The 13238-nt window shown below is 59.4% G+C and carries 13 protein-coding genes and 1 tRNA gene; 9 read left to right on the forward strand and 5 right to left on the reverse strand.

Annotated elements, in window-relative coordinates:
* Positions 1 to 79 precede the first annotated feature (79 nt).
* The 9 genes from AB1E33_RS07980 to AB1E33_RS08020 all read left to right on the forward strand — a co-directional run bounded on the left by AB1E33_RS07980 (position 80) and on the right by AB1E33_RS08020 (position 8950).
* Positions 80 to 898: an ABC transporter ATP-binding protein gene (locus AB1E33_RS07980; protein WP_372576740.1), complete on the forward strand. Its 819-nt coding sequence runs from the start codon at positions 80 to 82 to the stop codon at positions 896 to 898.
* Between the two features lie 74 nt (positions 899 to 972).
* Positions 973 to 1959, forward strand: a complete 987-nt coding sequence (locus AB1E33_RS07985; protein ID WP_372576741.1) for a branched-chain amino acid ABC transporter permease — start codon at positions 973 to 975, stop codon at positions 1957 to 1959.
* A 2-nt stretch (positions 1960 to 1961) separates the two neighbouring features.
* Positions 1962 to 2348: a VOC family protein gene (locus AB1E33_RS07990; RefSeq protein WP_372576742.1), complete on the forward strand. Its 387-nt coding sequence runs from the start codon at positions 1962 to 1964 to the stop codon at positions 2346 to 2348.
* Positions 2345 to 2602 (forward strand): hypothetical protein, encoded by a 258-nt coding sequence (locus AB1E33_RS07995; RefSeq protein WP_372576743.1) that lies wholly within the window; start codon positions 2345 to 2347, stop codon positions 2600 to 2602. The genes AB1E33_RS07990 and AB1E33_RS07995 overlap by 4 nt, the downstream gene beginning before the upstream one ends.
* A gap of 3 nt (positions 2603 to 2605) precedes the next feature.
* Positions 2606 to 3682, forward strand: a complete 1077-nt coding sequence (locus AB1E33_RS08000; RefSeq protein WP_372576744.1) for a branched-chain amino acid ABC transporter permease — start codon at positions 2606 to 2608, stop codon at positions 3680 to 3682.
* Between the two features lie 93 nt (positions 3683 to 3775).
* A complete protein-coding gene (locus tag AB1E33_RS08005; protein ID WP_372576745.1) occupies positions 3776 to 5056 on the forward strand; it encodes an ABC transporter substrate-binding protein in 1281 nt (426 codons plus the stop codon).
* Positions 5057 to 5132: 76 nt separating this feature from the next.
* Positions 5133 to 5969, forward strand: coding sequence for an ABC transporter ATP-binding protein (locus AB1E33_RS08010; protein WP_372576746.1), 837 nt, complete (start codon positions 5133 to 5135; stop codon positions 5967 to 5969).
* A gap of 14 nt (positions 5970 to 5983) precedes the next feature.
* Entirely contained in the window at positions 5984 to 7201 is a 1218-nt protein-coding gene (locus AB1E33_RS08015) for a phenylacetate--CoA ligase family protein (RefSeq protein WP_372576747.1), read from the forward strand.
* Between the two features lie 84 nt (positions 7202 to 7285).
* The gene (locus tag AB1E33_RS08020) at positions 7286 to 8950 is read left to right on the forward strand and encodes an ABC transporter permease (protein WP_372576748.1); all 1665 of its coding nucleotides are present in this window, start codon (positions 7286 to 7288) and stop codon (positions 8948 to 8950) included.
* A 3-nt stretch (positions 8951 to 8953) separates the two neighbouring features.
* On the opposite strand, the gene AB1E33_RS08025 is transcribed toward AB1E33_RS08020, so the two are convergent.
* From AB1E33_RS08025 to AB1E33_RS08045, 5 genes are all read right to left on the reverse strand, one after another.
* Positions 8954 to 9829: an adenylate/guanylate cyclase domain-containing protein gene (locus AB1E33_RS08025; protein ID WP_372576749.1), complete on the reverse strand. Its 876-nt coding sequence runs from the start codon at positions 9827 to 9829 to the stop codon at positions 8954 to 8956.
* Positions 9830 to 9984: 155 nt separating this feature from the next.
* Complete coding sequence (locus AB1E33_RS08030; RefSeq protein ID WP_372576750.1) at positions 9985 to 11001, reverse strand: extracellular solute-binding protein; 1017 nt, start codon at positions 10999 to 11001, stop codon at positions 9985 to 9987.
* 115 nt (positions 11002 to 11116) lie between these two features.
* Entirely contained in the window at positions 11117 to 12724 is a 1608-nt protein-coding gene (locus AB1E33_RS08035; protein ID WP_372576751.1) for an arylsulfatase, read from the reverse strand.
* Positions 12725 to 12854: 130 nt separating this feature from the next.
* Positions 12855 to 12980: a type B 50S ribosomal protein L36 gene (ykgO, locus tag AB1E33_RS08040; protein WP_005648635.1), complete on the reverse strand. Its 126-nt coding sequence runs from the start codon at positions 12978 to 12980 to the stop codon at positions 12855 to 12857.
* Between the two features lie 91 nt (positions 12981 to 13071).
* Positions 13072 to 13146, reverse strand: a tRNA-Val gene (locus AB1E33_RS08045).
* Positions 13147 to 13238 lie beyond the last annotated feature (92 nt).

Consider the following 13238-nt stretch of genomic DNA (forward strand, 5'->3'; position numbering starts at 1 on the left):
GGATATCATTCGCCGCTCGACCTTCGGCCATCGCCCCGCCCGCCATCCCGTAATAACTTGAGAAGCGAAGGATCGGCTCATGCTTGATGCCTCGGACGGTTATGTCACCGAAGACGGTCGCAAGATCGGTGGCGTAGTGATGGAAATGCGCAACATTACCCTGCGCTTTGGTGGTGTGGTGGCGATCAAGGATATCTCCTTCGACATTCGCGAGGGTGAGATCCGGGCGATCATTGGACCGAATGGGGCTGGCAAATCCTCGATGCTGAACGTGATTTCCGGGTTTTATGTTCCGCAGGAAGGTGAGGTTTGGTTCCGGGGAGCGAAACGCCCGCCAATGAGACCTTATGAAGTAGCTCGTCAAGGCATCGCCCGCACCTTTCAGAACATCGCCTTGTTCGAAGGTATGAGCGTGCTGGACAATGTGATGACAGGGCGGCTGAACTTCATGAAAACCAACATCTTTCAGCAGGCGCTCTGGAAAGGGCGCGCGGAGAAGGAAGAGACCCTGAACCGAGCGGCGGTCGAAAGGATCATCGACTTTCTGGAGATCCAGCATATCCGCAAGACGCCGGTTGCCCGCCTGCCTTACGGGTTGAAGAAACGGGTGGAACTGGCGCGCGCGCTGGCGGCCGAGCCGAAGCTCTTGCTACTGGATGAGCCGATGGCGGGGATGAATGTCGAAGAAAAAGAGGACATGTCCCGGTTCATTTTGGACGTGAATGACGAATTCGGCACCACCATCGCGCTTATCGAGCACGATATGGGTGTTGTAATGGACCTGAGCGACCGAGTCGTTGTCATGGATTACGGTAAGAAGATCGGTGATGGCACACCGGATGAAGTGCGCGGCAATCAGGAAGTTATCGACGCCTATCTGGGGGTGTCGCATGACTGATCGACCGGGAGAACCAAGAATTTTCAAGAATTCTTGGCAAATTTCTTCCAGGAAATTTGCGGAGAGGACCGTCAATGCCTGAACAACTTGTCTTTGCAATGGAGGTCATCCTGAACGGCCTGATGGCCGGGGTGCTTTATGCGCTGGTCGCGCTGGGTTTTGTGCTGATCTTTAAAGCCTCGGGCATTTTCAACTATGCTCAAGGGGTCATGGCGCTGTTTGCGGCGATGACGTTGGTGGGGATCATGAACGGTCAAGTACCGTTCAGCCATCTGATCAACGCGATCTTTGGGGCGCATATCACCCATTTCGGCTGGCAGGTTCCTGCGGCCATCGCAATCCTGCTGACGATGGCGGTGATGGTGTTGCTGGCCTGGTGCGTACAGCAATTCGTGATGCGCCATCTGGTCAATCAGGAGCCGATCATCCTGTTCATGGCCACCATCGGTCTCGCGTATTTCCTCGAAGGCGTGGCCGACCTGATGTGGGGGTCCGAGATCAAGTCGCTGGATGTGGGCCTGCCGCAGGGCATCAACCTGTGGATTGACGAAACCACGTTCAACATCTTCGGCTATGGGTTCTTCATCGACAATCTCGACATTGTTGCAACCGTCGTGGCCGCGCTGCTGGTGATCGCTTTGGTGGCGTTCAGCCAATACACCAAACAGGGCCGCGCGATGCGCGCGGTGGCCGATGACCATCAGGCGGCACTGTCGGTGGGCATCTCGCTCAACTTCATTTGGGTCATGGTCTGGTCGGTTGCGGGGTTTGTCGCGCTGGTGGCAGGTATCATGTGGGGCACCAAGTCGGGCGTGCAGTTCTCGCTGTCGCTGATCGCGCTCAAGGCGTTGCCGGTGCTGATGTTAGGCGGCTTCACCTCGATCCCGGGTGCGATCGTGGGCGGGCTGATCATCGGGGTTGGAGAGAAACTGTTCGAGTTTGCCATCGGGCCGCTGGTGGGTGGTGCCACTGAGAACTGGTTCGCCTACGTGTTGGCGCTGGTCTTTCTGGTGTTCCGACCGCAGGGTCTGTTCGGCGAAAAGATCATCGAGAGGGTGTAGCGATGAGCCACAAATCCCGTATCGGCGTGATCTGCATCGACTGCAAGACCGAGGACCTGTCCGAGGCCACCGGATTCTGGTCCGCCATGCTTGGCAAAGAGGCCAAACTGGATGAGCGCGGAAAATATGCCTCATTCGATGGGCATAAGGGTTACCCGAAGGTGTTGCTGCAGGCGGTGGATCATGAACCGCGTGTGCATCTGGATATCGAGACCGATGACCTCGATGGGGAATGCCAGCGGCTTAAGGCACTGGGCGCGACAGAGGTGGCAAGGGTGCGGACCTGGATCGTGATGGAAGCCCCCACCGGGCACCGGTTCTGCCTCGTGAATCCACAGGGTGATGACTGGCCCGGGGAGGCCGCTCAATTCAGCGGAACCGGCACGTGAAAAAGCTGATCGCCATCATCAACGTGATCGCATGGGCCGGGTTCTGGGCGTTTGGCTATATCGCACTGACGTCGGACGATCTGACCAATGGACAACTGGTGATCGCCGCGCTGCTCGCCTTTGCCGGGTTGGTCACCGGAATACTCGCCTACATGAAGCTCGCGCGTGCCTCCGAGGTGAGCGGCTATGCCAAACGCACTAACCAACTGGACGCCGCTGCCCGCGAGCGAGCGCAGCAGGAATGGGAAAAATAAGACATGTTCTATCGTGAAGCCGGCGATTTCAAGATCTCCTACAGCCAGGACAGCCAGACCTTTCCCATCCGCTTTGACCGCTATCGGTATTACGTGGTGCTGGCGGTGGCGTTTGGTGTGGTGCCCTTCCTGATCAACGATTATTGGGCGAACGCGATCCTGCTGCCCTTCCTGATCTATGCGATTGCCGCCATCGGTCTGAACATCCTGACCGGCTATTGCGGGCAGGTCAGCCTGGGTACCGGTGGGTTCATGGCGGTGGGGGCTTATGCCTGCTACAAGCTGATGACCGCCTTCCCGGATGTCAGCATGTTCATCCACGTGCTTCTGGCGGGAGGGATAACCGCGCTGGTGGGCGTTCTGTTCGGCCTGCCATCCCTGCGGATCAAAGGGTTCTATCTGGCGGTGGCCACGCTAGCCGCGCAGTTCTTTCTTGTCTGGCTCTTCAACCGGGTGCCTTGGTTCTACAACTACTCGGCCTCGGGCCAGATCAATTCCCCGGAACGCGATGTATTCGGAATCATCATCACCGGCCCCAATGCGCCGGCCTGGGCCACCTATTTGTTCTGCCTGATCTTCCTGAGCATCTGTGCGCTGATCGCGCGCAATCTCACGCGGGGCACGACCGGTCGATCCTGGATGGCGATCCGGGACATGGATATTGCGGCCGAGATCATCGGGGTGAACCCGCTCAAGGCCAAGCTGACAGCCTTTGCCGTAAGTTCGTTCTTCGTAGGCATCTCGGGTGCGTTGTTCTTCGCGATCTATCTGGGCGCGGTCGAAGTAGGTGAGGTCTTTGGCATCCAGAAATCATTCCTGGTGCTCTTCATGGTCATTATCGGCGGATTAGGGTCTATTTTCGGGTCTTTCGCGGGGGCGGCGTTCCTTGTGCTGCTACCTGTGGTGCTGAAGGTCGTAGGGGCCGACATGCTGGGCTGGCCCACCGATATCGTGGCACATTTGCAGCTGGTCATCGTTGGTGCGCTGATCATCCTGTTCCTGATCCTCGAGCCGCACGGGCTGGCGCAGCTCTGGCGCGTGGCGAAAGAGAAACTGCGGCTGTGGCCGTTCCCGCATTAATACGATGGCGGGGTGCGGGCCCCGCCCTACAGACGGCCCCAACCGAAACCGGGGCGCAGAAACATCGGACAATACCAGGGAGGAAACCAACCGATGAAAACCAAACTTACCACATTGGCGCTGGGCGTCATGATGGCCGCCGGACCGGCCATGGCGGATCTTGTCTTTCCGTCGCTCAGCTATCGCACCGGGCCCTATGCGGCGGGTGGCATTCCCTTTGCTGACGGCTATGCCGATTACTTCACCCTGCTGAACGAGCGCGACGGTGGCATTGGCGGCGTCATGACAAGCGTGCCGGAATGTGAAACCGGCTATAACACCGAAAAAGGTGTCGAGTGTTACGAGGCAACCAAAGGCGAAGGCGCGCTGGTCTATCAGCCGCTTTCGACCGGCATCACCTATCAGTTGATCCCCAAGGCCACGGTTGACGACATTCCGATCCACTCAATGGGCTACGGCCGGACCTCGGCCAAGAATGGCGACGTGTTCAGCCACGTCTTCAACTATCCCGCCAACTACTGGGACGGTGCATCGGGTGCGGTGAACTACCTGCTGGACGAGAATGGTGGCGACCTGAACGGCAAGAAGATCGCGCTGGTTTATCACAACTCAGCCTATGGCAAAGAACCGATCCGGACTCTCGAAGAACTGTCTGCAAAGCACGGGTTTGAGCTGGTGGCGCTGCCGGTCGACCATCCCGGTCAGGAGCAGAAGTCGCAATGGCTGCAAATCCGCCGTGACAAGCCAGACTATGTGCTGATGTGGGGCTGGGGCGTGATGAACCAGGTTGCAGTTCAGGAAGCGGCCAATATTCGGTTCCCGATGGAGAACTTCATCGGCGTCTGGTGGTCCGGCGCTGAACATGACGTCACACCTGCAGGCGATGCGGCGAACGGTTACAAGGCGCTGACCTTCCACAATGTGGGCACCGACTTCCCGGTCTTCGATGACATTCAGAAATACGTTGTCGATGCAGGCAAGGCTGCGGGCGCAGGCGATCAGGTTGGCACGGTTCTCTATAACCGGGGTCTCTATGCGGCGATGCTGGCGGCTGAGGCCGCTAAGAAAGCGCAGGAAATCCACGGCACCGCCGACATCACATCGGCGCAGATGCGCGATGGCATGGAGGCGCTGGAAATCACTGAGGCCAAGATGGCCGAGCTGGGTCTGCCCAATTTCGGCCCGACATTCTCGGTGAACTGTAAAAACCACGGCGGGGACGCCCTTGTGGGTGTGACCCAGTGGGATGCGGCCAACAAGACATGGTCGATGATCTCCGAGTTTAAGGCAACAGATGGTGACGTGATCGGTCCGCTGATCGACGAGGATTCCAGTGCCTATGCCGGCGAAAACAACATCTCGCCGAACTGCTGAACCAACAGGTGCGGCGGTTAGCCGCCGCACCTTGCCCAACCGCCACAAGACCCGATAACCGCATGAGGACACTCTGATGCTGGATACAGCGACCCAGACCGACGTGCAGACCGAGACACTGCTTGAGGTCAACAATATCGAAGTGATCTACAATCACGTGATCCTCGTGCTGAAGGGCGTCAGCCTGAACGTCCCCAAGGGCGGGATAACCGCGCTGCTGGGTGGCAACGGGGCGGGCAAGACGACAACGCTCAAGGCCATTTCCAATCTGCTGCATTCCGAGCGCGGCGAGGTCACCAAAGGCTCGGTCAAGTATCGCGGCAAAGAAGTGCACGGCTCGGACCCGGCCGATCTGGTCCGGCGCGGCGTCATTCAGGTGATGGAAGGCCGCCATTGTTTCGAACACCTCACGGTCGAGGAAAACCTGCTGACCGGTTATTACACCCGCAAAGCCGCCAAGGCCCAGATGATGCAGGACCTCGAGCTGGTCTATACCTATTTCCCGCGCCTCAAGGAGCGCCGCAAAAGCCAGGCGGGCTACACCTCGGGCGGTGAGCAGCAGATGGTCGCCATTGGCCGTGCACTGATGTCGAAACCGGAAACCATTTTGCTGGACGAACCTTCGATGGGGCTTGCGCCGCAGTTGGTCGAAGAGATTTTCGGCATCGTCAAAGACCTCAACGAAAAAGAGGGGGTTTCGTTTCTGCTGGCCGAACAGAACACCAATGTGGCTCTGCGCTTTGCCCACTACGGATATATTCTGGAATCCGGCAGGGTGGTAATGGATGGCCCAGCGGCGGAACTGCGCGAAAACCCCGACGTCAAGGAATTCTATCTCGGCATGTCCGAGGAAGGGCGCAAGAGCTTTCGCGATGTGCGTTCCTATCGCCGCCGCAAGCGGTGGCTGAGCTAATGAGGGATCAGACCATGACTCATTTCGACGACCTGGAAACCCGCTCAGCCGACCAACGCGCCTCCGATCTGGCGCAGGCGCTGCCGCAGCAGATAGCGCACGCTCAGAAAGCGCAAGGTTATGCGGCGGCGCTTGCTGATGTCGACGCGCTGGCGATCACGTCGATGGACGCGTTGGCGGCCCTGCCTGTCCTGCGCAAATCCGATCTGACAAAGGCACAGGCGGCTCAGCGCCCGTTTGGCGGCTTCACCGTGAAACCAGCCAACGGTTTTCACCATATATTCCAGTCCCCCGGTCCGGTTTATGAGCCGGGCGGCACCGGACATGACTGGTGGCGGATGGGACGGTTCCTGCATGCTTTGGGCCTCGGGCAGGGCGATATCGTGCAGAACTGTTTCGGCTATCACCTGACGCCCGCGGGCATGATCTTTGAAAACGGCGCCCGCGCAGTTGGGGCTGCCGTGTTGCCCGCTGGCACCGGCCAGACCGAATTGCAGGTGACGGCTGCGCGCGATATCGGCTGCACAGCTTACGCAGGCACGCCGGACTATCTGAAAATCATCCTCGACAAAGCGGATGAGATGGGCGTCACGCTCTCTTTCACCAAGGCCGCTGTTGGCGGCGGGGCGCTGTTCCCGAGCCTGCGGCAAGAATACAAGGACCGGGGCATCGCCTGCCTGCAATGCTACGCCACAGCTGATCTGGGCAATATTGCCTATGAAAGCGCCGCGATGGAGGGGATGATCATCGACGAACATGTGATCGTCGAGATTGTTACCCCAGGCACCGGTACCCCGGTCGTGCCCGGCGACGTGGGTGAAGTGGTGGTGACCACGCTGAACCCGGATTACCCGCTGATCCGCTTTGCCACCGGCGATCTGAGCGCGGTCCTGCCCGGCATCAGCCCCTGCGGACGCACCAATCTGCGCATCAAGGGCTGGATGGGCCGCGCCGATCAAACCACCAAGATCAAGGGCATGTTCGTGCGCCCCGAGCAGGTGGCGGCGCTGGTCGAAAAGCATGACGAGATCGTCAAGGCGCGAGTCATTGCCGCACGGCAGGGCGAGATGGACGTGATGACGGTGCAGATCGAAAGCGCCGGAGGCGATGACCGCGCCTACGCGAAATCAGTGACCGAAGTGCTGAAACTCAAAGGTGCGGTCGAGGTGGTCACGCCCGGTTCCCTGCCCCGAGACGGGTTAGTGATCGAGGATCAGCGCAACTACGATTGACCATTCGCTCTGGCGTTTTGCGCCGTTTTGACCAATAGAAGCGGGGCGTCTTTCTGAGCGCGCCCTCTTTGTTGACCGGACAGCATGGCAGATATCGAATATTCGGAAAATGGCTCTCGGCACCGCCATGCGCGGGGCACAAGGCTGCTGGGCCTTTTGTCCTATGGTATCGCTGCTGCCTGTCTGCTGCCGATGCTGGCCGTGGTGCTAGCTGCCCTGACCGGCGGCACAGACACGGTCACGCATCTGGCCGGAACCGTTATGCCCCGGTATCTGGGGACTACGGTGTTGCTGGTTGCTCTGGTGGCGGTCGGCACGTTCTGCCTTGGGGTAGGTGCCGCATGGCTGGTGACCATGACGCGGTTTCCCGGCGTGCGCCTGCTGGAGATCGCGCTGGTGCTGCCGTTGGCCTTTCCGGCCTATGTGCTGGCCTATGCCTATACCTTCATTCTGGATCATCCCGGTATCGTGCAGACCACGCTCAGGCACGTGACCGGCTGGGGGCCGCGCGACTATTGGTTCCCGGAGATCCGCTCGACCGAGGGTGCGGCGATCATGCTGATCCTGGTGCTGTACCCATATGTCTACCTGCTGGCGCGCGCCGCTTTCCTGCAGCAAAGTGCGACTGCGTTTCTTGCCGCGCGCGCGCTAGGATCCAGCCCGTGGTGGGCTTTCTACCGTGTGTCGCTGCCCATGGCGCGACCCGCCATTGCCGGAGGTGTCCTGCTGGCGGTGATGGAAACCATCGCCGATTTCGGCACGGTGTCCTATTTCGGAGTCCAGACCTTTGCCACCGGTATCTATACGAGCTGGTTCTCGATGGGCGACCGTGCGGCGGCGGCGCAGCTTGCCCTGTGCCTGCTGGGCTTTGCGTTGCTACTAGCGGTGAGCGAACGGATGCAGCGTGGAAAATCGAAGTTTTACCAATCAGGCCAGCGCCAGACCGCGCGCCCCGCCGCGCAGTTGAAAGGCGGCAAAGCGTTGTTCGCCTTTCTGCTCTGCGCGGTTCCGGTGTTCTTCGGGTTTCTGCTGCCGGTTTTGGTGCTGGTCGAGATGGGGTTGGATTCGGAGCAGGATCTGCTGTCGCGGCGCTATCTGGGATTCATCCGAAACTCGCTGACCCTAGCCGGGGCCGCCGCGTTTCTCACCGTGGCCGCCGCAACCTGCATCGGGTTCTACAAGCGGGTCAAGCCAGGGCGGCAAAGCGCCAGCGCCGCCTATCTGGCGCGGCTTGGTTATGCGGTGCCGGGCGGTGTGATCGCAGTTGGCCTGATGGTGCCCTTTGCCGCTTTCGACAACGCCCTTGACGCGTGGATGCGGGCGACGTTCGACATCTCGACCGGATTACTGGTCACAGGATCGATCTGGTTGCTGGTTGCAGCTTACATGGTGCGGTTCCTAGCCGCAGCGCTCAGCGCCTATGAGGGCGGCCAGAGCATGGTGCATTCGAACATTGACGCGGCCGCGCGATCGCTGGGGCAATCGCCGCTGGGCACGCTGCGACGGGTGCATCTGCCGCTGCTCACGCCATCGCTGCTGACCGCCTTGCTGATCGTCTTCGTCGACGTGATGAAAGAGTTGCCCGCGACGCTTATCATGCGCCCCTTCAACTTCGACACATTGGCGGTGCAGGCCTATCGGCTGGCCTCGGACGAACGTCTGGAGGGCGCGGCGGTTCCGTCGCTGGTCATTGTCGCGGTGGGGCTTTTGCCGGTGATCCTGATCTGCAGGCAGGTCGGACGCAGATAGCGCTTAGTCGGGAATCAGGTCGTTGGTCGCATAGGTCAGCGCCGAATCCATGATCGAGCGGTCGCGTGTGCCAAACAGCAGCCTGCCCTCGCCGTTCAGCAATGTGGCGCGGCGGTGAACGTCGAATTCCTGCCCATCCGAGGTCAGCACCGAACTGCCCGAGGAGCTGTGATCGGTGTATTCCAGTTGCGCGCCCCTCAGCTCCAGCTTGCCATGCTGCCGTGAAATCCAACCATGCGACAAGGTGATGTCGCAATCCTCGGAGCGACCGACTGTCAGGCTCTCGCCTTCGCTGATCGACCAGCTCTGGCCATTTGCTGCTATCTCGGCGCTCTCAGTACGCCGCCCGATCTGTGGCCCGGTCGCGCCGAACACGACGGTCTGGGTAGCGATCTGGCTGGCCATATAGGAATAGACCCGCGTGGCCTCTTTCTTGCCCTTCAGCTTGAGACCACCCATCGACACAAAATGCGCCTGATGACCAGGTGACAGCCGGTCATACCCCTCGTCACCGATCAGAAGCTCTCCGGATTTGGACAGCGCGGCCAGCCGGGCTGAAGTGTTCACCGCATCGCCGTAAATGTCGTTGTCCATGCTCAGGATCTCGCCAAAGAACAGGCCCGCATGGACCGACATGCCATGCGACCAGTCCTCTTCGACCATTTGCTTGGCGGCCAGAAAAGCCTGATCGGGATGTGCAAAGAAACTGAGAGTATCGTCGCCCTGCGATTTCACGCAACGACCCTGATGCGCTTCGATGATGGTGCGCATACGTGTCAGAACCAAACTGATCTGATCCAGCGCCTCGCGCTGGCTGACGCTATCATACAGCTTGGTGCTGCCGGTGATGTCGGAAATCAGAACACACGCCTTCGCCATGACAGTTCTATATCGGACGACCCGACGCTCCAATTTGCTGGTATTGGAACGACACTATCAGGCTTTCCCGCCGTCGGGCAATGTCGCAGCAGGTCTTTGCAAAAAAGAAAGGCGCGGGCCAATGACCCGCGCCGTTTGCATCCTTAAGAAGGGGCTTAGTTCCAGTCAACTTCGTTGAAGATCTTCTGGGCCTCGGAAACGTTCTTGGCGACGGCGGACAGGTCAACTTCGTCTGCCTTGAACTCACCCAGTTTCTGCACCGATTCAGCCAGCGCAACACCGTCAACTGCGGGGAATTCGTCATTGCCGGCCGAGAAATACTGCTGCGCCTGATCGCTGGCGAGGTATTCCAGGAACAGAACCGCGTTGTCCTTGTTCGGCGCATGCGCCGCAACGCCGCCGCCCGAAAGGTTCATATGCGCGCCTTCGGCATCCTGCGCCGGGAACACCCAGCCGATCATTTCAATATCCGGGGTCAGGCCTTTGACATCCTTGCGCAGCGCGCGCGCAAAATAATAGGTGTTGGCAACCGAGATCTCGCATTCGCCCGAAACGATCCCGCGCAGTTGGTCGGTGTCGCCGCCCTGCGGGTCGCGTGCAAAGTTGTCGACCATGCCCTGCGCCCAGCTTTTCGCGGCCTCGGTACCATGGTTCTCGATCACGGAGGCCAACAGGGTCTGACTGTAGACATTCGAGGACGAACGGTGGCAGACCATGCCCTTGTATTCGGGCTTGGCCAGATCGACATAGGTCATCGGTGGGCTTGCAATGTCGTTCTTGTCAAAGAAGATGATGCGGGCACGCTGCGAGAAACCGTACCACTGGTTGTCGCTGTCCTGCAGGTTCGCCGGGATACGGTCTTCCAAAACGGTGCTGTCGATGGATTGCAGAACGCCTGCATCCTTGGCGCGCTCCAAACGCGAGGTGTCGACGGTCAGCAGCACATCCGCCGGAGAGTTCGCGCCCTCGGCCTTCATCCGCTCGATCAGCTCGTCGGCCTTGCCTTCGATCCGGTTGATCTTGATGCCAGTCGCCTCTTCGAAATCTGTATAGAGACGCTCATCGGTGTCGTAGTGACGCGACGAGTAGAGGTTGAGTTCGCCCTCGGCCGCTGCGGCGGAGGTCATCGCCGCGAACAGCGCGGCGGCAATGGCAGATGAAGATTTCAGCATGTTGTGCTCCAGAAAAATCAGCGCACGGGAAGTTCCCGACTGATTTGCTCAATTAAACGATTTTTCTAGGGATGCAAGCAAATCCGACAATTTTACTTGGACAATTGGGTGTGCGCTAACCTTCCGCGTTGTCCATATCCCAGGCTGCCAGCAGGCGAGGCAGGGCAACATTCCAATCCAGCACACCGGTCTTTTTTTCCCAGTCCTGATATTGCTGGATCAGCGCACGGGCACGCTTCTTTTCTCCTGTGATGAGGTTGTTCAATTCAGTGCGGTCCGCTTCAATGTCATAGAGTTCCCAATCCTGCCCGTGCAGGCGTACCAGTTTGAACTGGCCCAGACGAATGGCCGAATTCCCCTCATGCTCGAAAAAGATCGGTTGCTCGCGGTGCCAATCCGCGCCGCGCAAGGCCCCCAACAGGCTTTCACCCTGCGGAGTCTGCAAGAGATGGCCGCCGAGTTCCGGCAGATGCGATGTTCCGGTTGCTTCCAGGATAGTCGGCAGAATATCCACCACATGACACGGTGCATGGCGCGGCGATTGCGGCCCGAAACCCTCGGGCCAATGCGCGATTAGCGGGGTCGAGATTCCGCCCTCGTGCACATAGTGCTTGAACAGCCGGAATGGCGCGTTCGAGACATTGGCCCAGGGCTTGTCATAGCTCTGGTAGGTCTGCGCATCGCCGGGCATCACATCCGGGCGGTTGCCCATTTCGATCTTGCGCCCGTCATGGGTGATGTCGGGGAAAAACTTGGCCCAACCATCTTCGGCCATGAATTCGGCACAGCCGCCATTGTCGCTGAGAAACAAGATCAGCGTATCCTCGAACTGACCCATCCGTTTCAACGCGGCGATCAGAGTCCCGATAGACTGATCCATCCGGTCGACCATGGCGGCATAGGTCGCCATCTTGCGCGCTTCCCAATCACGGTTTACCTCGGCGCTCCAAGGCCTCACATCCGGGTCACGCGGGCTGATCTGCCAGTTGGCCTGAAACAGGTCCATCGCGTTCATGGTTTCATGCCTGGAGGTCCGAACCGCATCCCAGCCCCGGTCGTAAACTCCGTCATACCGGGCAATGTCGTCGGAATGCGCGTGCAAGGGCCAATGAGGGGCGGTATGCGCAAGATAGAGAAAGAACGGTTGCTCCAGATCAACCGCTTCCTCGATCATCCCGATCGCTTTGTCGGTGATGGCGTCGGTAAAATAGAAATCGTCGGGATAGGTTTCGACCCGGCTGTCATCTTCCAGCATGTAATGCGGCGAAAAGAAATGCGTGACCCCGTCTACGATGCCGTAGAATCGGTCAAACCCGCGTTGCCGCGGCGTTGGATGGTCCAAATCGCCCACGCGCCAGCAGTCGACTTCGCGGGCCATGAAATCCCCGCCGACATGCCACTTGCCCGACATGCAGGTCCGATAGCCCGCCGCGCGCAGGTGTTCTGCGATGGTGGCCGCATCATTGCGCAGATACCCCTGATAGGCCGGCGTGCCCAGATCGGCCCCCATATGCCCGATCCCCGCATTATGCGGATATAGCCCGGTAAGCAGCGACGCGCGCGTCGGACAGCAACGGGCGCAGTTATACATGGCGGTCAGCAAACTGCCATTTTCGGCCAGCGTATCTATATTGGGTGTGCGGATTTCAGAGCCGGTGCAGCCAAGATCGGCAAAGCCCAGGTCGTCGGCAAGGATCAGGATAACGTTCGGCTTGGCGCTCATGCGGTCCTCGTTGGGCAGCAATTTGTGCTCTGATGCTTGGCGACTTTCGCGCAAACATCAAAACAATTCCGCCCGAAAACAAAAAAGCCGCGCCCGAAGGCGCGGCCTTTTTATTCAATGTGCGAGGGGCTCAGCCCTGGCGCGCTTTGAACTTGCGCTGCGTCTTGTTGATCACATAGACGCGGCCTTTGCGACGCACGACCCGGCAATCACGGTGCCGGTTCTTCAGCGAGCGGAGCGAGTTCTTGACCTTCATGGCCTGTCTCCAATCTGCGGCGCCTTCTTCAAGGAATGGCCAGCGCCTGGGTTAGCGGGTGCCCCGGGTCAGACCCGAAACAGTGAAACGATGGTGGGCGGTACAAGGATCGAACTTGTGACCCCTTCGATGTCAACGAAGTGCTCTACCGCTGAGCTAACCGCCCACGAACCTTTGCGAACCCTGCCCCATAACGAAATGGGGCGCGGAACCCCGCGCCGGTAGCGGGGTCTATAAAAGGAGTCGACGGGGGGATCA

Origin of the sequence: Ruegeria hyattellae (assembly GCF_041537925.1) — a bacterium.
In the GTDB taxonomy this organism is placed as follows: Bacteria; Pseudomonadota; Alphaproteobacteria; order Rhodobacterales; family Rhodobacteraceae; genus Ruegeria_C.

Coding starts and splice junctions, on each gene's coding strand:
- ykgO (WP_005648635.1), bottom strand. CDS start 12,980: ATGAAGGTCAAGAACTCGCTCCGCTCGCTGAAGAACCGGCACCGTGAT.
- AB1E33_RS07980 (WP_372576740.1), top strand. CDS start 80: ATGCTTGATGCCTCGGACGGTTATGTCACCGAAGACGGTCGCAAGATC.
- AB1E33_RS08030 (WP_372576750.1), bottom strand. CDS start 11,001: ATGCTGAAATCTTCATCTGCCATTGCCGCCGCGCTGTTCGCGGCGATG.
- AB1E33_RS08010 (WP_372576746.1), top strand. CDS start 5,133: ATGCTGGATACAGCGACCCAGACCGACGTGCAGACCGAGACACTGCTT.
- AB1E33_RS08000 (WP_372576744.1), top strand. CDS start 2,606: ATGTTCTATCGTGAAGCCGGCGATTTCAAGATCTCCTACAGCCAGGAC.
- AB1E33_RS08015 (WP_372576747.1), top strand. CDS start 5,984: ATGACTCATTTCGACGACCTGGAAACCCGCTCAGCCGACCAACGCGCC.
- AB1E33_RS08025 (WP_372576749.1), bottom strand. CDS start 9,829: ATGGCGAAGGCGTGTGTTCTGATTTCCGACATCACCGGCAGCACCAAG.
- AB1E33_RS08020 (WP_372576748.1), top strand. CDS start 7,286: ATGGCAGATATCGAATATTCGGAAAATGGCTCTCGGCACCGCCATGCG.
- AB1E33_RS08005 (WP_372576745.1), top strand. CDS start 3,776: ATGAAAACCAAACTTACCACATTGGCGCTGGGCGTCATGATGGCCGCC.
- AB1E33_RS07990 (WP_372576742.1), top strand. CDS start 1,962: ATGAGCCACAAATCCCGTATCGGCGTGATCTGCATCGACTGCAAGACC.
- AB1E33_RS08035 (WP_372576751.1), bottom strand. CDS start 12,724: ATGAGCGCCAAGCCGAACGTTATCCTGATCCTTGCCGACGACCTGGGC.
- AB1E33_RS07985 (WP_372576741.1), top strand. CDS start 973: ATGCCTGAACAACTTGTCTTTGCAATGGAGGTCATCCTGAACGGCCTG.